The sequence below is a fragment of the Coralloluteibacterium thermophilum genome (assembly GCF_042654365.1).
GTDB lineage: Bacteria > Pseudomonadota > Gammaproteobacteria > Xanthomonadales > Xanthomonadaceae > Coralloluteibacterium > Coralloluteibacterium thermophilum.
Genome location: NZ_JBHSGG010000026.1, coordinates 17,173 through 37,029, shown reverse-complemented (window position 1 = coordinate 37,029; position 19,857 = coordinate 17,173). Strand labels below are relative to the sequence as shown.

Annotated in this window: 20 protein-coding genes; 11 read left to right on the top strand and 9 right to left on the bottom strand. The window is 72.6% G+C overall.

The genetic code is table 11. The features are described 5' to 3' along the window. Nucleotides 1-169: 169 nt before the first annotated feature. The 3 genes from ACFO3Q_RS09630 (at nucleotide 170) to ACFO3Q_RS09620 (ending at nucleotide 2,857) form a co-directional block, all read left to right on the top strand. Entirely contained in the window at nucleotides 170-649 is a 480-nt protein-coding gene (locus ACFO3Q_RS09630; protein ID WP_377004461.1) for an HhH-GDP family DNA glycosylase, read from the top strand. Between the two features lie 202 nt (nucleotides 650-851). Continuing rightward, nucleotides 852-1,688 carry an SRPBCC family protein gene (locus ACFO3Q_RS09625; RefSeq protein ID WP_377004460.1) on the top strand — a complete coding sequence of 279 codons (837 nt, stop codon included), beginning with the start codon at nucleotides 852-854 and terminating at the stop codon, nucleotides 1,686-1,688. After that, nucleotides 1,688-2,857 carry a zinc-dependent alcohol dehydrogenase gene (locus ACFO3Q_RS09620; RefSeq protein WP_377004459.1) on the top strand — a complete coding sequence of 390 codons (1,170 nt, stop codon included), beginning with the start codon at nucleotides 1,688-1,690 and terminating at the stop codon, nucleotides 2,855-2,857. Before ACFO3Q_RS09625 ends, ACFO3Q_RS09620 begins: the two co-directional genes overlap by 1 nt. 1,348 nt (nucleotides 2,858-4,205) lie before the next feature. On the opposite strand, the gene ACFO3Q_RS09615 is transcribed toward ACFO3Q_RS09620, so the two are convergent. The 3 genes from ACFO3Q_RS09615 to ACFO3Q_RS09605 form a co-directional block, all read right to left on the bottom strand. Further along, complete coding sequence (locus tag ACFO3Q_RS09615) at nucleotides 4,206-5,378, bottom strand: vWA domain-containing protein (RefSeq protein ID WP_377004458.1); 1,173 nt, start codon at nucleotides 5,376-5,378, stop codon at nucleotides 4,206-4,208. A gap of 109 nt (nucleotides 5,379-5,487) precedes the next feature. Further along, nucleotides 5,488-6,330, bottom strand: coding sequence for an AAA family ATPase (locus ACFO3Q_RS09610; protein WP_377004457.1), 843 nt, complete (start codon nucleotides 6,328-6,330; stop codon nucleotides 5,488-5,490). Nucleotides 6,331-6,400: 70 nt separating this feature from the next. After that, nucleotides 6,401-7,324 carry an NAD(P)/FAD-dependent oxidoreductase gene (locus ACFO3Q_RS09605; RefSeq protein ID WP_377004456.1) on the bottom strand — a complete coding sequence of 308 codons (924 nt, stop codon included), beginning with the start codon at nucleotides 7,322-7,324 and terminating at the stop codon, nucleotides 6,401-6,403. Between the two features lie 130 nt (nucleotides 7,325-7,454). Between ACFO3Q_RS09605 and ACFO3Q_RS09600 the strand changes: the two genes are divergently transcribed. Both ACFO3Q_RS09600 and ACFO3Q_RS09595 read left to right on the top strand, forming a co-directional pair. After that, on the top strand, nucleotides 7,455-8,669 hold the full coding sequence (locus ACFO3Q_RS09600) for a lytic murein transglycosylase (RefSeq protein WP_377004455.1): 1,215 nt from the start codon (nucleotides 7,455-7,457) through the stop codon (nucleotides 8,667-8,669). 128 nt (nucleotides 8,670-8,797) lie between these two features. Next, complete coding sequence (locus tag ACFO3Q_RS09595; RefSeq protein ID WP_377004454.1) at nucleotides 8,798-9,070, top strand: hypothetical protein; 273 nt, start codon at nucleotides 8,798-8,800, stop codon at nucleotides 9,068-9,070. Between the two features lie 7 nt (nucleotides 9,071-9,077). On the opposite strand, the gene ACFO3Q_RS09590 is transcribed toward ACFO3Q_RS09595, so the two are convergent. Further along, the gene (locus ACFO3Q_RS09590) at nucleotides 9,078-9,533 is read right to left on the bottom strand and encodes a hypothetical protein (protein WP_377004453.1); all 456 of its coding nucleotides are present in this window, start codon (nucleotides 9,531-9,533) and stop codon (nucleotides 9,078-9,080) included. Between the two features lie 73 nt (nucleotides 9,534-9,606). Here ACFO3Q_RS09590 and ACFO3Q_RS09585 point away from each other — a divergent pair, with 73 nt between their 5' ends. Beyond that, complete coding sequence (locus tag ACFO3Q_RS09585; protein WP_377004452.1) at nucleotides 9,607-10,728, top strand: PQQ-dependent sugar dehydrogenase; 1,122 nt, start codon at nucleotides 9,607-9,609, stop codon at nucleotides 10,726-10,728. Nucleotides 10,729-10,956: 228 nt separating this feature from the next. On the opposite strand, the gene ACFO3Q_RS09580 is transcribed toward ACFO3Q_RS09585, so the two are convergent. The 3 genes from ACFO3Q_RS09580 to ACFO3Q_RS09570 all read right to left on the bottom strand — a co-directional run bounded on the left by ACFO3Q_RS09580 (nucleotide 10,957) and on the right by ACFO3Q_RS09570 (nucleotide 14,678). Then, complete coding sequence (locus tag ACFO3Q_RS09580; protein ID WP_377004451.1) at nucleotides 10,957-13,587, bottom strand: TonB-dependent receptor; 2,631 nt, start codon at nucleotides 13,585-13,587, stop codon at nucleotides 10,957-10,959. 286 nt (nucleotides 13,588-13,873) lie between these two features. Continuing rightward, nucleotides 13,874-14,122, bottom strand: coding sequence for a hypothetical protein (locus tag ACFO3Q_RS09575; protein ID WP_377004449.1), 249 nt, complete (start codon nucleotides 14,120-14,122; stop codon nucleotides 13,874-13,876). Nucleotides 14,123-14,129: 7 nt separating this feature from the next. Further along, nucleotides 14,130-14,678 carry a phosphoribosyltransferase family protein gene (locus ACFO3Q_RS09570; RefSeq protein ID WP_377004448.1) on the bottom strand — a complete coding sequence of 183 codons (549 nt, stop codon included), beginning with the start codon at nucleotides 14,676-14,678 and terminating at the stop codon, nucleotides 14,130-14,132. An 83-nt stretch (nucleotides 14,679-14,761) separates the two neighbouring features. Here ACFO3Q_RS09570 and ACFO3Q_RS09565 point away from each other — a divergent pair, with 83 nt between their 5' ends. Both ACFO3Q_RS09565 and ACFO3Q_RS09560 read left to right on the top strand, forming a co-directional pair. Beyond that, complete coding sequence (locus ACFO3Q_RS09565) at nucleotides 14,762-15,364, top strand: DUF938 domain-containing protein (protein ID WP_377004447.1); 603 nt, start codon at nucleotides 14,762-14,764, stop codon at nucleotides 15,362-15,364. Further along, nucleotides 15,361-15,798 (top strand): YchJ family protein, encoded by a 438-nt coding sequence (locus ACFO3Q_RS09560; protein ID WP_377004446.1) that lies wholly within the window; start codon nucleotides 15,361-15,363, stop codon nucleotides 15,796-15,798. The genes ACFO3Q_RS09565 and ACFO3Q_RS09560 overlap by 4 nt, the downstream gene beginning before the upstream one ends. 85 nt (nucleotides 15,799-15,883) lie before the next feature. Here the strand turns inward: ACFO3Q_RS09560 and ACFO3Q_RS09555 are convergent, their stop codons facing one another. Then, nucleotides 15,884-16,264, bottom strand: a complete 381-nt coding sequence (locus ACFO3Q_RS09555) for an I78 family peptidase inhibitor (protein WP_377004445.1) — start codon at nucleotides 16,262-16,264, stop codon at nucleotides 15,884-15,886. A 79-nt stretch (nucleotides 16,265-16,343) separates the two neighbouring features. Further along, on the bottom strand, nucleotides 16,344-17,351 hold the full coding sequence (locus tag ACFO3Q_RS09550; protein WP_377004444.1) for a LysR family transcriptional regulator: 1,008 nt from the start codon (nucleotides 17,349-17,351) through the stop codon (nucleotides 16,344-16,346). A gap of 203 nt (nucleotides 17,352-17,554) precedes the next feature. On the opposite strand from ACFO3Q_RS09550, the gene ACFO3Q_RS09545 reads away from it, so the two are divergent. Genes ACFO3Q_RS09545 through ACFO3Q_RS09535 form a run of 3 tightly spaced genes read left to right on the top strand, consistent with a single transcriptional unit; the run spans nucleotide 17,555 to nucleotide 19,763 of the window. Next, nucleotides 17,555-17,800, top strand: a complete 246-nt coding sequence (locus tag ACFO3Q_RS09545; protein WP_377004443.1) for a hypothetical protein — start codon at nucleotides 17,555-17,557, stop codon at nucleotides 17,798-17,800. Continuing rightward, on the top strand, nucleotides 17,797-18,525 hold the full coding sequence (locus tag ACFO3Q_RS09540) for an SDR family NAD(P)-dependent oxidoreductase (RefSeq protein WP_377004442.1): 729 nt from the start codon (nucleotides 17,797-17,799) through the stop codon (nucleotides 18,523-18,525). The genes ACFO3Q_RS09545 and ACFO3Q_RS09540 overlap by 4 nt, the downstream gene beginning before the upstream one ends. Nucleotides 18,526-18,560: 35 nt before the next feature. Continuing rightward, a complete protein-coding gene (locus ACFO3Q_RS09535) occupies nucleotides 18,561-19,763 on the top strand; it encodes an efflux RND transporter periplasmic adaptor subunit (protein ID WP_377004441.1) in 1,203 nt (400 codons plus the stop codon). Nucleotides 19,764-19,857: the final 94 nt, after the last annotated feature.

Sequence of the window (19,857 nt, the reverse complement as noted above, 5' to 3'; positions counted from 1 at the left end):
CCACGCGGCGCGCGACGGCGGTCATGGAGGAGCAGCGATGGGTGCGTCCGCGTCCCGCACCGGAATGCAGACGCCGCGGCGCGGCCGGGCCGTGCCGGCGGACCCGCGCCCTGCGGTCCTGGGCATCGGCGGCATCGGGCGCGCGCCGGACGCGCGCCGGAGGTAGGGCATGGCACGCAGGATTTCCGCGGCAGACCTGGACATCGCGATCGAGAGCGGCAGCGAGGCGGCGCTGTTCCGCTGGTTCGTCGCCAGCTTCCTGTTCGGCAAGCGCATCGGCCAGCAGATCGCGGCACGGAGCTGGCGCGCGCTGGTGGAGACGCACGGCCTCGACAGCGCGGAGAAGATCCGCGCCACGCCGCACGCCGAGCTGGTGCGCATCCTCGACGAGGGCGGCTACGCGCGCTACGACGAGTCCACGGCGCGCCGCCTCGTCGACATCTGCACCCGCCTCGTCGAGGACTACGACGGCGGCATCCTCGGCCTCTACGAGGCCTCCGACGGGCGCGCCGACTTCGAGCGCCGGATCCGCGCCTTCCGCGGCGTGGGGCCGGTGACCCTGCGCATCTTCATGCGCGAGGCCGGCCCGGTGCTGTTCGACCTGCCGCGTTCGCGCGAGGGCGGCGCGCGGCCCGGTCGCGCCGCCTGAACCCATCGCGTCCCCCGGAAGGCAGCGCAGGGTCCGCGCGCACCGGCGCGTGCCTTCGCATCGCCTCGACCCCCGCGACGCGCTCCGCCGACGCGCGACTGCGGACGAAGGCATTGACGTTGCGCTCGCCGCGCGGGGACTAGGGTCGGCGTTCCCCGGCGGTGCGCAGGGCGCACCGCATCACGCACGACGGAGAACCTGCATGGCCGCTTCCCCCCGCACCGAAGAGCTGGTCGCCGCGCGCGCGTCGAGCGGCGACGTCCCCATCAACGTCCAGGGCGTGGAGCGCACCGCCTCGCTCGCGCTCGGCACCATCGCCGCCCTGGGCGGCCTGCGTCGCGGTGGCGTGGGCGGTCTGCTGCGCCTCGCGGCCGGCGCCGCGCTGATCCACCGTGGCGTCACCGGCCGCTGCGCCCTGAAGCGCGCGCTGGAGGGCGGGAGCCGCCCCTACGCCGCGCAGGTGCGCGAGGAGCAGGGCTGGTCCTCGGCCAAGGTCGCCACGCGCAGCGTCACCATCGCCAGGCCACGCGCCGAGCTGTACGCCCTGTGGCGCGACTTCTCCAACCTGCCGCGCTTCATGGAGCACCTCGAGGACATCGAGGTGATCGACGACACCCGGTCGCGCTGGACGGTCAGCGGCCCTGAGGGGCACATCGTGTCCTGGACCGCGGAGATCACCGAGGACGTCGAGAACGAGCGCATCGCCTGGCGCTCGGACGACGCGGCCGAGATCCGCACCAGCGGCTGGGTGGCCTTCCGCGACGCGCCGAACGGGCGCGGCACCGAGGTGCAGAGCGTGATCGCCTACGAACCGCCGGGCGGCACCTTCGGCCACCTGCTGGCCAAGCTGTTCCGCACCGATCCCGAGACGCTGGCGCGCGACGACCTGCGCCGCTTCAAGCAACTGGTGGAGACCGGCGAGATCGCGACGTCGGAGATGCGCAGCGAGGAGGCCGCACCGCGGCCGGCCGGGCACGATCGGGCGCTGGTGGCCAGTGGCGACGCCGTCGCCGAGGCCGACCGGAAGGAGGGACCCTGATGCGCGCCCTCGTCTGGAACGGCCCGAACCTGCTCAACGTCGAGACGGTCCCGGATCCCGGGATCGTCAATCCCAGGGACGTGGTCGTGCGGACCATCCTGTCGTCGGTGTGCGGGTCGGACCTGCACCTGGTCGACGGCTACGTGCCGGCGATGAAGCCGGGCGACATCCTCGGGCACGAGTTCCTCGGCGAGGTGGTCGAGGTCGGCCGCGCGGTCAGGAACCTGAAGAAGGGCGACCGCGTCATCACCATCTCCATCATCGGCTGCGGCGAGTGCCAGTACTGCCGGCGCGAGGAGTTCAACTGCTGCGACAACTCCAACCCCAAGCCGAGCGCGACCGAGATCGCCTACGGGCATGGCTGCACGGGCATCTTCGGCTACAGCCACGCCTTCGGCGGCTACGCCGGCAGCCACGCCACCTACGTGCGCGTGCCGTATGCCGACGTCAACGCCTTCAAGGTGCCCGAGGACATCCCCGACGAGAAGGCGCTGTTCGTGTCGGACGCGGCACCCACCGGCTACTTCGGCGCCGACATCGCCGACATCGAACCGGGCGACACCGTGGCCGTGTGGGGCTGCGGCGGCGTCGGCCAGATGGCCATCCGCAGCGCCTACCTGCTGGGCGCCGAGCGCGTCGTCGCCATCGACCGCTTTCCCGAGCGCCTGAGGATGGCCGAGGAGAAGGGCGGCGCCATCACCCTCGACTACACCCGCTTCGACGTGCACGAGGCCCTGCTGGAGCTGACCGGCGGGCGCGGCCCCGACCGCTGCATCGACTGCGTCGGCATGGAGGCGCACGGTACCGGCATCCAGGATCTCTACGACAGGACGAAGCAGCAGCTGCGCCTGCACACCGAGCGCGGCACCGCCCTGCGCCAGGCGATCCGCGCCGTGCGCAAGCGCGGCACCGTCTCGGTGCTGGGCGTCTACGGCGGGCTGATGGACAAGTTCCCGATCGGCGCCATCGTCAACAAGGCACTGACCGTGAAGTCGGGCCAGATGCCGGGCCAGCGCTATGCGCCGCGCCTGTTCGAGCACATCCGCAGGGGCGAGCTGGACCCCTCCTGCCTGCTCACCCACCCCATGAGTCTCGAGGACGGCCCCCGCGGCTACGCCCTGTTCAAGCACAAGGACCAGGGCTGCATGCGGAGCGTGTTCCGGCCGTGAGCCGCGTGTCGGAGGAGTGAGGCGTCGGGAGTGAAAAACGAGGAAACGCGCGGCTGCCCTGCGCTGTTCCTCGCGTTTCAGTACTCACTCTGCGCCGCCGCCTCCGCGCGTTCCTCACGTCCCCGCACACTCCTCAGGCGCCTGACCGCCCCCTCCCCTGCGAAGCGGGGAGGGTTGGGGAGGGGGCGCTTCTGCCTTGTGCGGCTGTCCTTCCCGCCCTCGAACCAGCCAGCATCGCAGGTGAGTGCGAGAGCAGGCGAGCGTTGTCCGCGGGAGCGTGTCCGGTCGCCGAACGAAGACAAGCACGCGCTGCGCGCGCTCACCCCCATCCCAGCCTTCCCCCGCAGGCGGGGGAAGGAGCGCGTCGTGCGAGGAGTGCGGCATGAGGAGTGGGAAACGAGGGAAACGCGCGACTGCCCGCGCTCGTTCCTCACGTCTGTACTCACTCGCCGCGACTGCCTGCGTTCGTTCCTGGCGTCTCTGTGCTCACTCTGCGCCGCCGCCTCCGCGCGTTCCTCACGTCCCCGCACGCTCCTCAGGCGCCTGACCGCTCCCTCCCCTGCGAAGCGGGGGAGGGTTGGGGAGGGGGCGCTTCTGCCTTGTGCGGCTGTCCTTCCGGCCTCGAACAAGCCGGGCATTGCAGGCGCGCGGGAGAGCAGGCGAGCGTTGTCCGCGGGAGCGTGTTCGGTCGCCGCATGAAGACAGGCACGCGCTGCGCGCGCTCACCCCCATCCCAGCCTTCCCCCGCAGGCGGGGGAAGGAGCGTCGTGCGAGGAGTGCGGCATGAGGAGTGGGAAACGAGGGGAAGCGCGCGGCTGCCTGTGCTCGTTCCTCGCGTCTCTGCGCACACTCCGCGCCGCTGCCCGCGCCCGCTCCTCACGTCCCCGCACACTTCTCAGGCGCCTGACCGCTCGCTCCCCTGCGTGTACAGCCCGGACACGAGGTGGAAGCGTCACCCTCACCCATCAACTCCTTGGCCATCGTTCTTTGCCACGTCCTACAAAGCGCCGGCAGCTCCCTCCCCTGCGAAGCGGGGGAGGGTTGGGGAGGGGGCGCTTCTGCCTTGTGCGGTTGTCCTTCCCGGCCTCAAACCAGCCGGCCATCACAGGCGCGCGGGAGAGCAGGCGAGCGTTGTCCGCGGGAGCGTGTCCGGTCGCCGCATGAAGACAGGCACGCGCTGCGCGCGCTCACCCCCATCCCAGCCTTCCCCCGCAGGCGGGGAAGGAGTCGGTCGCGCAGACGTGGAGGTTCTCTCGGCGAGGTGCGGGGGATGAGGAATGGAAGCGGGAGACGGTGCGGGATGCTCGTTCTCGTTTCTCACTCCTCCCCACTCACTCCTCAGCAGCCGCTACTTCGCCAGGAAGCGCATCGCCGCGGCGAGGCCGTCGGGCGTGAGGGGATACATGTGGTCGTCGACGAGCTGGCGCACCATGGCGGTGGACTGGGTGTGGTCCCAGCGCTCGCGGGGCACCGGATTGATCCAGGCCACCTTGCGGAAGTGCGCGTGGATGCGGCCGAACCAGGTCGCGCCGGGCTCCTCGTTCCAGTACTCGCTGCTGCCGCCGGCGTGGCTGATCTCGTAGGGACTCATCGCGGCGTCGCCCACGAACACCACCCTGTGCTCCGGGTGGTAGCGGCGCAGCACCTCGAAGGTGTCGACGCGGCCGGTGTCGACCCTGCGCTCGTCCTTCCACACGAAGTCGTAGACGAAGTTGTGGAAGTAGAAGTGTTCCAGCCGCTTGAACTCCGACTTCGCCGCGCCGAACAGCGCCTCGGCCGCGTGCACGTGGTCGTCCATGGAGCCGCCGATGTCGAGGAACAGCAGCACGCTCACCGCGTTGTGCCGTTCCGGGCGCATGCGCACGTCGAGCAGGCCGCCGCCGCGCGCGGTCGCCGCGACGGTGGCGTCGAGGTCGAACTCCTCGGCCGCGCCCTCGCGGGCGAAGCGGCGGAGCCGGCGCAGGGCCATCTTGATGTTGCGCGGCGAGAGCGCGGCATCGCCGTCGAGGGCGCGGAACTGGCGCTGGTCCCACACCTTCACCGCGCTGCGCCCGCCGCCCTGCGGACCGACGCGCATGCCCTCGGGGTGGTAGCCGCCGGCGCCGAAGGGGCTGGTGCCGCCGGTGCCGATCCACTTGCTGCCGCCGGCGTGGCGCTCCCTCTGCTCGGCGAGGCGCCTGCGGAACTCCTCCATCAGCCGCTCCAGCCCGCCGAGCGCCTGCACGCGCGCCTTCTCCTCGTCGCTGAGGTCGCGCCCGAGCGCCTGGCGCAGCCAGTCCTCGGGGATCGCGGCCTCCGGTCCGGCGTGCGCCGCCACGCCCTCGATCCAGCGCCCGAAGGCGCGGTCGAAGCGGTCGTAGTGGCGTTCGTCCTTGACCAGCACCGCCCGCGCCAGCGGGTAGAACGCCTCGGGCTCGGCGAGCGCGAGGTCGGCCTCCAGCGCCGCCAGCAGGTCCAGCCACTCCCGCGGCGTGACGGGAACCCGTTCGGCGCGCAGCGCGTGGAAGAGGTTGAGGAACATCAGTTTCCCGCGCCCGCGCCGATACCTGCACGCAGCGGTCGGTACGAAGCGCGGCCCCCCGGAGCCGCAGCTGACGCCAGGTCCCGATTCCCGATTCCCACTTCCCGCCTCACCTTCCCCGCCGATGCAGAAACGCCAGCCTCTCCAGAAGATGCTGGTCCTGCTCGTTCTTGATGAGGGCGCCGGCGAGGGGTGGGAGGGCGCGGGCGGGGTCCTTGTCGGCGAGGGCCTCGGCGCTCAGGCGGTCGGCCATCAGCAGGCGCAGCCAGTCGATCAGTTCCGAGGTCGAGGGCTTCTTCTTGAGGCCGGGCACCTCGCGCAGCTCGAAGAAGGCGTCCAGCGCGCGGTGCACGAGGCGCTGGTCGATGTCCGGGAAGTGCACGTCGACGATGGCCTTGAGCGTCGCCGCGTCCGGGAAGGCGATGTAGTGGAAGAAGCAGCGGCGCAGGAAGGCGTCGGGCAGCTCCTTCTCGTTGTTGCTGGTGATGAGGATGATCGGCCGGTGCCGGGCACGCACCGTCTGCCCGGTCTCGTACACGTCGAACTGCATGCGGTCGAGCTCGTGCAGCAGGTCGTTGGGGAACTCGAGGTCGGCCTTGTCGATCTCGTCGATCAGCAGCACCGCGCGGCGTTCGCTCTCGAAGGCCTCCCACAGCTTGCCGGGGCGGATGTAGTTGGCGACGTCCTGCACGCGCGGGTCGCCGAGCTGGGAGTCGCGCAGGCGGCTCACCGCGTCGTACTCGTAGAGGCCCTGCTGCGCGCGCGTGGTGGACTTGACGTGCCAGGTGATCAGCGGCGCGTCGAGCGCGGCGGCGACCTCCTCGGCCAGCAGGGTCTTGCCGGTGCCGGGTTCGCCCTTGATCAGCAGCGGTCGCTGCAGCGCGATCGCGGCGTTCACCGCGAGCCGCAGCTCGGGCGTGGCGACGTAGCGGGCGGTACCTTCGAACTGCATGCGCGACATCCTGGCGGCCGGAAACCCGCCATCGTACTGGAGGGCCCGCGGCGCGCGCCGCCGCGGCCGCTCACTCCGCCGGCAGCGGGTTGCCCGGCAGGCGGTTGTGGATGGCGGTCGCGGCGATCGCCGCGGCGCCCACCGCGACGCTGATCTGGTTGAGCGCGCTGACGACGTCGCCGGCCGCGTACAGCCCCTCGACCGAGGTCTGCAGGTGCGCGTCGACCAGCAGCTCGCCGGCCTCGTCCGCCTCCGCGCCCACCGAGCGCGCCAGCGCGGCCTTGGCGTCCGCACCGAGCACCGGGTAGAACGAATCGAAGGTCGCGGCCTTGCCCGGGCCGCGGACCTGGCAGGCGACCGGCGCGCCGTCGTCGCCGTAGAGCAGGCGGATCGCCGTCGGCGGCGGCAGCACCGCGATGCCCAGCGCCTGCGCCCGTCCGGCGTCCGCGTCGGACAGCGTGCCCGGCTCCGACAGCACCGCCGAGACCCGCCGCGAATAGGTGCGCAGGAAGGCCGCGTGGCCCACCACGCCCTTCGGCGGGCCGTAGACGCCGATGCGGTGGTCCTTGGCCTCGTAGCCGTCGCAGATCGCGCAGATGCGCACCACCCCGGCGGCGATGCCGCGGTCGAGGTCCGGGATCGGCGGCATGCGGTCGACCAGGCCGGTCGCCATCAGCACCGTGCGCGCCCGCCAGCGGCGCGCGCCCGCCTCGGCGAGGAAGCCGGCCTCGTCGCGCGCGAGCCGTCCGATGCGGGCGTCCACCGGCTCCACCCCGTACTCCGCCGCCTGACGGCGCAGCTTGTGCAGGAGGTCGGTGCCGGAGATGCCGAAGGGGAAGCCGGGGCAGTTGTGGCTGACCGGGATGTAGTGCGCGCGGCTCTCGCCCGCGCTCACCAGGGTGACACGGCGCCGGAAGCGCGCGAGGTAGGTGGCGGCGGTCAGCCCCGCGGGGCCGGCGCCGATGATCAGGCAGTCGAGGGGCGTGTCGGACACGGGAGCGGCCGGGCGGGGCGGAGCGGCCGATGCTCCCCGCTCTCGCGCCAGCGCCGCGTGGAGATCCGCTCAGGACGCGCTCACCCGTTCTGGGCGAAGGTGTGCGTCCCTCTCCGCGACCGATGCCGCCATGCCCGCGACCCGCTCCGCCGCCCTCGTCCTGGCCCTCCTCCCGCTCGCCGCCACCGCGCAGGACGCGGCGCGCGATCCGCGGTTCGTGCAGTGCCTGGACACGCTGCGCGGCGAGGCGGGCGGCCGGGGCGTGCGCGGCGAGAGCTTCGACCGCTTCATGGCCGACGTCGTGCCCGACCGCAGCGTGCTCGACCTCCTGGACGCGCAGCCCGAGTTCACCACCCCGATCTGGGACTACCTCGCCGGCCTGGTGGACGAGCAGCGCGTCGCCGACGGCCGCGCCATGCTCGCCGAGCACCGCGAGGTGCTGCAGCGCGTGGAGCGCGAGTACGGCGTCGATCCCGCGACGGTGGTGGCGGTGTGGGGCGTGGAGAGCGACTACGGCCGCACCTTCGGCAGGCGTCCCCTGCTGCAGTCGCTCTCGACGCTGGCCTGCGAGGGACGGCGCCAGCCGTTCTTCCGCGGCGAGCTGTTCGCCACGCTGAAGCTGCTGCAGGACGGCGACCTCGCGGACCCGGGCATCACGGGCTCCTGGGCCGGCGCCTTCGGGCACACCCAGTTCATGCCCTCGACCTACCAGCGCATCGCGGTGGACTTCGACGGCGACGGCCGCCGCGACCTGGTGAACAGCATTCCCGACGCGCTCGCCTCGACCGCGAACTACCTCCGGACCTCCGGCTGGCGCAGCGGCGAGCCCTGGGGCATCGAGGTGCGCCTGCCGGCCGGGATGAACACCACCGGCCACGGGCGCCGCAACAAGGAGCCGCTGTCGGCCTGGGCGCAGCGCGGCATCGTCCGCTTCGACGGCAGCCCGCTGGTGCAGGGCGCGCTCGGCGAGAACGCCCGCGCCGGCCTGATCATCCCCGCCGGGCGCGAGGGCCCCGCCTTCCTGGTGTTCCGCAACTACGACGCGATCTACTCCTACAACGCCGCGGAGAGCTACGCGCTCGCCATCGCCTTCCTCGCCGAGCGCCTGCGCGGCGGCCCGGCCCTCCCCCAGGCACCCTGGCCGACCGACGACCCCGGCCTGTCCCGCGTCGAACGCCGCGCGCTCCAGCAGCTCCTGCTCGACCGCGGCCACGACATCGGGGAGGTGGACGGCATGATCGGCACCAACACCCGCCGCGCCATCGCCGCCGAACAGGCGCGGCTCGGCATGGAGCAGGACGGCCGCGCGGGGCGGAGGATCCTGGAGGCGTTGCGCGGGAGGTGAGCTGGGGACGGAGCGGGCGAGGTGGAGCGGGCAGGGAAATCGGGCATCGCTCAACGCGCCGCTGATGCGCGGCCCCGCAAGCTGCCGGGGCGTTTCCCGCCCCGAGTCCATTGCCCCGAGGCCGCTCCATGAGCTTCTCCCCCGAACCCATCGGCTGGGCCGCCACCGCCATCCTGCTCGCCACGCTCGGCCGCCAGGTCTGGGTGCAGTACCGCGAGCGGACCGGGGCGGGGGTGTCCTCGTGGCTGTTCGTGGGGCAGCTCGCGGCCAGCACGGGCTTCGTGGTCTACAGCTGGCTGCTGGAGAACTGGGTCTTCCTCTTCAGCAACGTGGCGATCCTGCTGGTCGCCATCGCCGGCCAGCTCGTCTACCGCCGCAACCGCCGCGCCGAGCGCGGCTGAGCGCCGCTCAGGCGCGTGCGCCGCGCGGCGCGCGGGAGACCAGGGCGAACACCAGGCCGCCGAGCGCCAGCGCGAGCGCCATCAGCAGGGTCCCGCCGAGCCCGCGGGTCGCCGCGATCAGCGTCGGCATGGGCGCGAGCGCGTCCACGATCCGGACCCCGACGAGGAAGCCCAGCCCGGCGCCGAGCGTGCACAGCAGCACGCGCCCGCGGCCGGCGCGGCGCGCGATCCAGGTGGCCACCGGCAGGGCGAGCAGCAGCACCGCCAGCGCGATGGGCGCGAGCGTGCGGGTGAAGCCGGCGAGGTCGTCGAGCGTCGTGCGCAGGCGGTCGCCGGCGGGGATGTCCAGGCCCAGCGCCGCCAGGGCGGCCAGGTTCACCTGGGTCTCCACCAGCGAGCCGAGCACGGTCGCGGTCAGTACGGCGAGGACGAAGGCGACGAGGATGCGGCCGGGTCGGGTCATGAGGTCTCCTGCATTGGCGGTGCCACGACGCGCCGGGCTGCTATGGTCGCGCATCCCGAACATGGAGGCACCGATGTCGTCGCGTACCGTCGCGCTGTTGCTGTGCATGGCATGTCTGGCCTTCGCGCCCGCGCAGGCCCGCGATGCCTACCGGATCGAAACGGTGGCCGAGGGGCTGGAGTATCCCTGGTCGCTCGCCTTCCTGCCCGGCGGCGACGTGCTGGTCACCGAGCGCGTCGGGCGCCTGCGGCTGATCCGCGACGGCCGGCTGCAGCCCGCCCCGGTCGAGGGCGTGCCCGGGGACATCCACGTCGGCCGCCAGACCGGGCTGATGGAGGTCGCGCTCGATCCGCGCTTCGAGGAGAACGGCTTCGTCTACCTGACCCATGCCTACGGCACCACGCCCGCCAACAACACGCGGCTGGTGCGCGCGCGCTGGGACGGCGAGCGCCTGCACGGCGCGCGCGTGCTGTTCGATGCCCTGCCGGCCAAGGCCGGGGACTCGCACTACGGCGGCCGCATCGCCTTCCTGCCCGACGAGACCCTGGTGCTGACGCTGGGCGACGCCTTCGTGCTGCGCGAGGAAGCGCAGAACCCCGCCAACCACCTCGGCAAGCTGGTGCGGCTGACCCGCGACGGCGCCGTGCCCGGCGACAACCCCTTCGCCGATCGCAGCGACGCGGCGCGCGAGATCTACAGCCTCGGCCATCGCAACGTGCAGGGCATAGCGGTGGTGGACGGCCAGGTCTGGGCGAGCGAGCACGGCCCGCGCGGCGGCGACGAACTCAACCGCATCGTGCCGGGCGCCAACTACGGCTGGCCCCTGGTCACCCACGGCGTGGACTACACCTGGGCGCGGATCTCGCCCTATACCGAACTGCCCGGGATGGAGCAGCCGGTGGTGCAGTGGACGCCCTCCATCGCGCCCGCCGGCCTGCTGCACTACACGGGCGGCCTGTTCCCGCAGTGGCGGGGCGACTTCTTCCTGCCGACCCTGGCCGAGAAGAGCGTGCGCCGCGTCCGCCTGCGCGACGGCGCCGAGGCAGGACAGGAGGTGCTGTTCGCGGAGCTGGGCGCCCGCATCCGCGACGTCCGCCAGGCGCCGGACGGCGCGCTCTGGCTGCTCACCGACGAGGAGGCCGGGCGTGTGCTGCGGGTCGTGCCTGTCGCTGGAGAAGCGAACGAGGAGGAGTGAGGAACGAGGGGGGGGCAGATGCGCGTTCCCTCACTTCCCACGTCTCATCTCTCGCTGCTCACCGAGCGCGCTCCTTCCCCCGTTTGCGGGGGAAGGCCGGGATGGGGGTGAGGGAGACGGCGACGGCGTAGAGCGCTGCCGGAAGCCGTCATGCGCACGGCGGCGTGGCGCGGTGGTCCGGGCGTGCGCCACGGGCAGGACGCCCGGGGCGCGACGCCGTGGTCCTCCTCAGAACTGGTAGCGTGCGCGCAGGCCGTAGCTGCGGGCGTCGTTGAGGAAGCGCACGTTGATGCCGGAGCCCACCAGTGCCTTCTGCGACACGTCGTTGTCGAGCAGGTTGCTGCCCCACGCCTCGAACCGCCATGCGCCGCTGAGCGTGGTGAAGCCGATGCCGGCATTGAGCGTGGTCTCGCCGCGCTGGCGGTCGGGGAAGCCGGCGGTCGCCGCATCCTCGATCCGGTCGACGGTGCCGGCGGTATCGGAGATGTAGACCACGTCGCGGTTGTTGTACTGGGTCAGGTAGTACGCGGAGCGGTAGGCGGCCAGCAGCTGCCAGTCGAACGTGCCCGCGGCGACCTCGATCGTCTGCTGCAGGCGCACGTTGAAGGTCAGCTTCGAGGCCAGCGGCAGTTCGTTGCCCGACAGGTCGATCAGCGAGGTGATGCCGCCGGCATCGTGGTTCTGGCTGCGCACGTCGGCGACCGTGCCTTCCTTGATCTCGCTGTTCAAGTAGAGCGCGTTGAGGTTGAGCATGAAGCCGCCGCCGAAGCGCATCACGCTTTCCGCCTCGACACCCCAGATGGCCGACTCGCCGACGTTGCGGTTGACCAGCGAGAAGCCCGTCGCCTCGCCGTCTTGGTTCACCGCGATCACTGCGAGGTCCTGGAAGACCTGGTCGGTGTAGTCGTAGTAGAAGGCGCTGATGTTGAACGTCGACGGCCGGCCGAACCAGCGGTGGCTCGACTTGCTGCCGATCTCCCAGGCCACGATGGACTCCGGGCGGAAGGTCTCGGGGATGTCCTCGGGGTCGAAGGTGTCGTTGAAGCCGCCGGCCTTGTGTCCGCTGGAGACGGTCGCGTAGACCATGTGGTCGGGCGAGAGGTCGTGCTCCACGCCCACGCGCCAGTCGGTGAAGCTGAAGCGGCTCTCGCCGAATTGCTGGCCGGGAATCCCGCTGACCTGGACCCACGACTCGTAGGGGCAGTCGATGGTGTCGCCGCCGATGTCGGGGCGGTCGACGCAGCCGAAGTCGCCGCCGTTGGCGACGCCGCCGATCTGCTGGCCGATGGTGTCGTTGCCGCCCTCGCGCAGGATGCCCTGCAGGAGGAAGCGCGCCAGATCGGCCTGCGAGGTCAGGCCGCCCACGTCGAAGTTCGGGCGCTTGAGCAGGGCCGGCTCGAAGCCCGGCGTGCCCAGGCGGGTGGCGAAGTCGCCGCCCACGCCCGGAAGGCCCAGCGCCCAGTTGCCGCCGATGCCGTAGCGCGACTTGAACTCGCGGCTGTAGCGCAGGCCGCCCTTGAGGCGGGTGCGCTCGTCGAGGTCGAAGGTGCCGTCGGCGAAGATCGCGCTGGAGCGGCCCTTGACCTCGGGCATGGTGAACTCGGTGCCCGAGTACCAGCGGCCCTTGTCGACCAGCGACAGGTAGCCCACCTGCTGGTCTTCCTCGAAGTGGAACAGGCCGGTGGTCCAGCGCAGGCGGGTGTCGTCGGCGGAGGACAGGCGCAGCTCGTGCACCTGCGACTGCGACTGGGTCTGCCAGTAGTTGGTGGAGTAGAGGTCGTAGTCGATGCCGTCGGGATTGGTCGGCGAGACCGGCGCGATGTTGCGGCCCGGCCAGTAGATGCCGTCGCTGGCGGCGTTGGTCTGCTGGTAGTCGACGTCGCGGTAGCTGGCGTTGTACTCGAGCGCGACCGGGCCGAAGTCGTAGCCGATGCTGGTCATCGCGCCCCAGTTGGTGCTGTCGAGCACGCCCTGCGGACCGCGGTAGATGACCTTGCGCAGGTCCAGGTCGTCGGGCGTGTAGCCGGCGCGCGCGGCAGTGTAGATGTTGGCGCCCGGGTAGCCGGTGCCGCCTTCCTTGCCCATGTCCGCCATCGCGAAGACCGTCAGGCCCTCGCCTGCGTCGTACAGGAACGACACGCGTCCGCCCTGCTCGTCCTGGATGCCCGCCGGCTCGAGGTGCTGCGAGGCGCCGGCATTCTCGAAGGAGGAATCCTTCTCGACGCTGTAGCCGGCCACGCGCAGGCCGGCGACGCCGCCCATCGGGAGGTTCAGCGCGAACTCGCCGGCCTGGTGGCCGCGGTTGCCGACCTCGAGCTGCGCGTAGCCGCCGAAGTCGTGGAAGTCGGGGCGGCGGGTGACGATGTTGAGCGTGCCCGCGAGCGCGTTGCGGCCACGCAGCGTACCCTGCGGTCCCTTGTTGATCTCGACCCGCTCGAGGTCGAAGAACATGCCGCCGAGGCCGCGCGGACGCGGGATGTAGGCGCCGTTGATGTGCGGTGCCGCGCCGGGATCGCCGAGCTCCGTGTTGTTCGCGGAGCCCACGCCGCGGATGAAGATCTCGAGGTTGCCTTCCTGGTTGGACATGCTCATGCCCGGAACCAGTGCCTGAAGGTTGCGCAGTTCGTTGTTGATGCCGAGCTGGCGGATCTCGTCCTGCTCGATGGCCTGCGCCGTGCCCGCGTACTTCTGCAGGTCCTGCTCGCGCCGCTCGACGGTGACGATCACCGTATCGAGCGTCCGCGCCTGCGCCTCGCCTTCGGAGGTCGCGGCCTGTTGCGCCTGGGTCGCAGGAACCCAGGCGGCGAGTGCGGCGGCGATCGTGGTCGCGAGCGTGCGGTGCGGGAGGTGCTGGCTCATCGTGTTCTCCAAGCGTGTGATGCGGAGTCGGCAGGACAGGCCGGCCGGTTCGGGAGCGCTTGTACGGATGCATGACAGCGCTGTCAAAAAGAGCGCGTTCCGGGACGGGGCGCCACCGCGGATACGAAGCGGATCAATGCCTTGCGGGAAGGTCCTGCTGCGATGCGCCATCGCGGTTGCGCGTCCGGTCGCGACCGGACACGTCAGGAGAGCTGTCCTGGCGTCGCCGGAGCGGCAGCGCTTCTATCGGCCCTGCGGGATGTGGGACGCGCCGCGACGCCGGCGGCTACCAGCGCCGCATCATTCCCCAGAGCAGGTCCCAGACGTTGCCGAACAGTTCCGGGACCAGGCGCGGCAGGAGCAGGCCGAGCAGGGAGACGGCGAGGACGAAGGCATAGAGCGCGCAGGCCGGCAGCAGGCCGGGCAGCAGCCATGCGAACAGCAGCGCGGTCGCGGCGGAGAAGGGGATGGAGCCGACCGCGGCGGCGATGCGGTCGCCCGGGGTCGCGGGATCGTCGTCGTGGATGCGGCCCACGCGCGGCTCAGCCTGCCGCCGGGCGCCAGAGGTCGACCGCGAACTCGTCCTCGTAGGGCGGAACGTTGCACTCGATGACGTCGCCCGGGGCGATCTTGAGGGTGACGCCGACGATGTCCGCGCGCACCGGCAACTGGTAGCGCTGGCGGTCGACCAGCACGGCGGCGTGCACCGCGGCAGGCTTCACCGTCGCCAGCCAGGCGAACACGCGGAACAGCGAATGCCCCTGGTAGAGCACGTCGTCCACCACGATGACGCGGCGACCGGCCAGGGTGGCGGCGGCGTCCTGCGGCGCCTTCAGATGGGTCTCGGGATGCATCAGTTCGAGGGTGTCCGCGTAGCGCTTGACCTCGAGGTCGAGCCGCTCGACCGGCGCGGCCGGTGCGAGCGCGCGCACGCGGTCGAGCAGGCGGTCGGCCAGCGGCGCGCCCCGCCGCAGCATGCCCAGCAGCACGGTCGGCGTGTCGTCGAGTAGGGCGACGGTCTGGCGCGCCATGTGGTCGAGCACGGGCGCGAGGTCGGCCGTGGAGTAGAGGCGGTAGCGGTCGTCGGGCATGGGCGGCGGCAAGGCGGGTGGCAGGACAGTGTAGTGAGCCCCCCGCACGCGGGGCCAACGCGGCAGGGGCTATGCTGCGCGCGATGAGCCAGTCCCTCCCGCACGCCCCCGCCACCGCGCGCAACCGCGACCCCATCCTCGCCGGGCTGCGCGCACCCTTCGCGGACCGCCGCCGCGTGCTCGAGATCGGCAGCGGCACCGGCGAGCACGCGGTGCATTTCGCCGCAGCGCTGCCGCACCTCGCGTGGCAGGCCTCCGACGTCGCCGACAACCTGCCGGGCATCCGCGCCTGGATCGACAGCGCCGCACTGCCGAACACGCCGCCGCCGCTGGTGCTCGACGTGACCCAGGGCGACTGGCCCGCCGGGCCGTTCGACGCCTGCTTCAGCGCCAACACCCTGCACATCATGAGCTGGAGCGCGGTGCGCGCGATGTTCATCGGCCTCGACCAGACGCTGGCCGCGGACGCGGTGCTGGCGATCTACGGCCCGTTCAATCGCGACGGCCGCTTCACCAGCGACAGCAACGCCGCCTTCGACGCCTCCCTGCGGGCGCGCGACCCGGAGCAGGGGCTGCGCGATGCCGCCGAGGTGGATGCCCTGGCGCGCGCCATCGGCATGCAGCCGCTGGCCGACCTGCCGATGCCGGCCAACAACGCGCTGCTGATCTGGCGGCGTACGGCGTGAGCGCGCGCGCCGCCGCCTGTCCCTGCGGAAGCGGGCGCGGCCATGCGGCCTGCTGCCGTCCGCTGCACGAGGGCGCGGCCGCGCCGGATGCCGCGGCCCTGATGCGCGCCCGCTACTGCGCCTACGTGCTGCGCGACGCGGCCTATCTGCGCGCGAGCTGGCACCCGGCGACCTGCCCGGCGGACCTCGATCTCTCCGACGGGCCCGCCTGGCTCGGGCTCGACGTCCGGCGCCACGTCGAACCGGCGGACGCCGCCGTGCGTGCGCAGGTCGCCGCCGTCACCGCGACGTCGCCGGCCGCGGGCGACGTCGCCGTGGTGGAGTTCGTGGCGCGCTTCCGGGTCGGTGGCGGACGCGTGCAGCGCATGCAGGAACGCAGCCGCTTCGCACGCGAGCACGGGCGCTGGCTTTACGTGGACGGCGACGTCGCCTGAGCGGCTCCGGTCTGGCCGTCCGCGGTGGGAGGCGTGGGCCGCGGGCGCCGCGGCGCCCACGGCCCGCCCCGAAGGGCGACCCGCGCTAGTTGCAGGCCACCTCGGTGACGCGGTCGTCCGCGTCGAGCAGCACGTTCAGGCGGTCGCCGCGGAAGTCCATGGTCACCGCGTCGTCGGGACGCACCACGCGCACCGTGCGGGCGTTGGCGGCGGTGCGTGCGCGCTCCTGCATGCCGTCGTTCCAGGCCTGGCCGACCAGGTCCCGCGCGCCATCGGCGTCGCAGTCCTGGGTCAGGCCCGGGGCGTCGGCGGCGGGCGTGCCGGCGGTGCCGCCCGCGGGGGCGGTGGCGACGTTGCCGGCGTCGGTGGACGCGCGCTGTTCCGGGGCCGGCGGCTCGGGCGAGCAGGCGGCGAGCGCGAAGGCGGCGAGGGCGGCGGCGGAAACGAGGATCGGGCGGGCAGTCATGGGTGGGCTCCTGCGTGTGGGAGCCCCGAGTGTCTCCCTTGCGCCTTGCGCTGGGGTGAACGACCGCGGCGCCGCCGCCTCACGCCATGGCGTGTTCGAGGATGCGCGCGCCGGCCTCGCGCACGTCCCGGGTGGCGGTGTTCTCCACCACCGATTCCAGCGGGCACGGGCAGCGCCGGCGCATGTAGTCCACGTCGCAGGCGAAGCGGTCGACCAGGAAGTCCACGAAGGCGCGGACCTTGGGCGAGAGCGTCCGTCCGCGCGGGAACACCACGCTCAGGTCGTAGGTCGGCCCCACCCAGCCCGCCAGCACGCGCTGCACCAGGCCCTGCTCGACCAGCGGGCGCGCCGAGATGTCGGTGCCCAGGACCAGGCCCTCGCCGCACAGCAGCGCGCCCTTCAGTCCGGCGGGATCGTTGGTGACCATGATCGGCTGGATCGGGAAGTCGCGCGTCTCGGTGCCGTCGCTGAGCGTCCAGGCGAAGCGGCCGTTGTGGCGGTTCTTCGCCAGCGCCATGGTGCGGTGCTGGAGCAGGTCGTCCGGATGCAGCGGCTCGCCGTGGCGCTCGATGTAGTGCGGGCTCGCGAACACCTGCGTGCGCAGCGTGGCGAGCTTGCGCGCGACGAGGCTGGAATCGGGCAGCTCGCCGAGGCGCAGCGCCACGTCGATCTCGTCGGTGATGAGGTCGAGGCTGTCGTTGCCGAGGATCATCTCCACCCGCAGCTCCGGATGCTCGGCGTGGAACTCGCCGAGCAGCGGCGTGATCCAGGAGATGCCGATCGAGTAGGGCGCGGTGAAGCGCAGCCAGCCGCGCGGCCCTGCCTGCAGCTGCGCGACCGCGCTCTCGGCCTCGTCGAGCTCCAGCGCGATGCGCTGGCAGTGCTCGTGGTAGACGGCGCCGGCTTCGGTCAGGCCGAGGCGCCGCGTGGTCCGGTGCAGCAGCTGCGCGCCGAGGCGGGTTTCGAGTTCCTGCACCTTGCGGCTGACCGTGGTCTTGGGCAGGCCGAGCGCACGGGCGGCAGCGATGAAGCTGCCTTGTTCGACCACCTTGACGAAGATCAGGGTGTCGTTGAGATCGCGGTTCATGGGCGGGCTCCGGGGAGCGGCCCGGGGATTGGACCGCAGGCGGGATATTTATTCCCCGAATGACCGGCTAATCAAGTGCCGGGGCGGGGCCTAGGCTTGCCTCCGTTCCGACAGGGCAGCGACCGCGACGCGGTTCGCGCCGGGCTTGACCTCGAGTGCGCTCGAGGTCCGACGCTGCTCTGCCGCATCAGGAGAGTCCGCCCATGCCCCAGCATCGCACCCCGCGTCGCGCCACGATCGTGTCGGCTTCTTCGGCCGAAACGGCGGCAGTGCGCCGCTTCCTGCCCGATGCCGCATTCCGCGCGGTGTTCGGCGGCGGGGCTGCCGCGCCCGGTCCGGGGACGGCAGCCGCCCCCGGCCTGCGCGCCCGCCCCGCCGGCACGTCGCCCGCGTCGCAGCCGATGATTGTCCCTGCTCAGGGAGAAAAAATCCCGGAGGCGGGACAATGAGCGGCGACATCCTGGTCCTGGGTGCGACCGGCACCGTGGGCCGCGGGGTCGTCTCGGCCCTGCTCGAAGCGCATTACCCGGTCCTCGCAGTGGGCCGCAATGGCGAGCGCCTCGCCGCGCTCAAGGCGCACTGCGCGGCCTTCGAGGGACTGGAGCTGCTGCCGGGTTCGGTCGCCAGCGACACCGACGGCGCCGCCCTGGCGGCCGCGCTGCGCCAGCGCCGCCGCCCGCTGCGCGCGGTGGTGGCGAGCCTCGCCGGGCCGCTGGAGCGCGGCCGCCTGCTCTCGCGGCCCGCGGACTTCCTGCGCCGCCGGCTGGACGAGGACCTGATCCCGCACCTCGCGGCCGCCCGCCACCTGCTGCCGCTGCTGGCCGAGGGCGGGCGAGGCAGCGACTACATCGTGGTCGGCGGGCCCGGCGCCGATCATCCGTGGGCGAGCTACGGCCACGCCTCCATCGCCGCCTCCGCCATGCGCATGCTCGTGCGGGTGCTGCATGCCGAGGCCAAGCCCCTGGGCGTGCGCGTGCAACTGCTCTCGATCAGCCAGCCGGTGCGCACCGAGGACAACGCGCGCTACGCCTGCGCCCAGTGGCCGAGCGCCCGCGCGGTGGGCCTGCGCATCGCCGGCCTGCTGGCCGAGGACGCGCCGCCGCGCCCGGTCGTTCCCTTTCCTCCGCCCGGCGGCGTCCACGCCGGCCCGCACGCGCCCGGCGCTGCGGCCTGACCGTCGCCATCCCTTTTCGTACACGAGGTTCCGTCATGTTCCCCACGTCCCGTCGTTCCGTCCCCGCCCCGGCGATCTTCCGGCGCCTGCTGCTCGCCACGGCGCTCGCCGCCGGTCTCGCCACGCTCGCCGGCTGCGCCCCCGGCCAGGCCGAGGAGGCCGCGCCGCCGCCGCCCGAGGTGGGCGTGATGGAGGTCGCCCCGCGCGAGGTCAGCCAGTGGGACGAGGTCAGCGGCCGCATCGAGGCGGTCGAGAGCGTCGAGCTGCGCCCGCGCGTCTCCGGCTACATCGAGCGCGTGCACTACACCGAGGGCCAGCTGGTCGAGAAGGGCGAGGTGCTCTTCACCATCGACGCGCGCAGCTACCGCGCCGCGCTCGCGCGCGCCGAGGCCGAGCTGGTCCGCGCGCGCACCCAGGCCGAACTGGGCCGCAGCGAGGCGGCGCGCGCGCAGACCCTGGTCGACCTGCAGGCCATCTCGCGCGAGGAGTTCGAGCAGCGCAGCGCCGCCGCCGCGCAGGCCACCGCCAACGTGCAGGCGGCGCAGGCCGCGGTCGAGGCCGCGCGCCTGGATCTCGAGTTCACCCAGGTGCGCGCGCCGGTCTCCGGCCGTGCGGGCCGGGCGCTGGTGACCGCCGGCAACCTGGTCAGCGCCGACAACGGCGCGGTGCTGACGACGGTGGTCTCGGTGAACCCGGTGCACGTGCACTTCGACACCGACGAGGCGACCTTCCTGCGCTACGCCGCCATGGCCCGTCGCGGCGAGCGGCCGAGCGAGCGCGACGGCCGCGTGCCGGTGCAGGTCGGGCTGGTGGGCGAGGAGGGCTTCCCGCACGTCGGCGAGATCGACTTCCTGGACAACCGCGTGGATCCCGCCACCGGCACCATCCGCGTCCGCGCCGTGCTCGACAACGCCGACGGCCGCCTCACCCCCGGCCTGTTCGCCCGCGTCCGCGTGCTGGGCAGCGGACGCTTCCAGGCACTGCTGATCGACGACAAGGCGGTGCTCACCGACCAGGACCGCAAGTACGTCTACGTGGTGGACGCCGAGGGCACCGCGCAGCGCCGCGACGTGCGGCTGGGCCGCATCGTCGACGGCCAGCGCATCGTCGAGGCGGGGCTGGCACCGGGCGACCGGGTGATCGTCAGCGGCGTGCAGAAGGTGTTCTTCCCCGGCATGCCGGTGCAGCCGGTGCCGCTCGCGACCGACGAGGCGCCCGCCGTGGCCCGCGTCGACTGATCCCGCGCGCCGCGCGCGGCGCGCCCTCTCCTCATGTCCGCAAGCCCGGCGCAGACCGGGCCCGACCTCCCTTTGCTCCCGTTCGAGGCGCCAC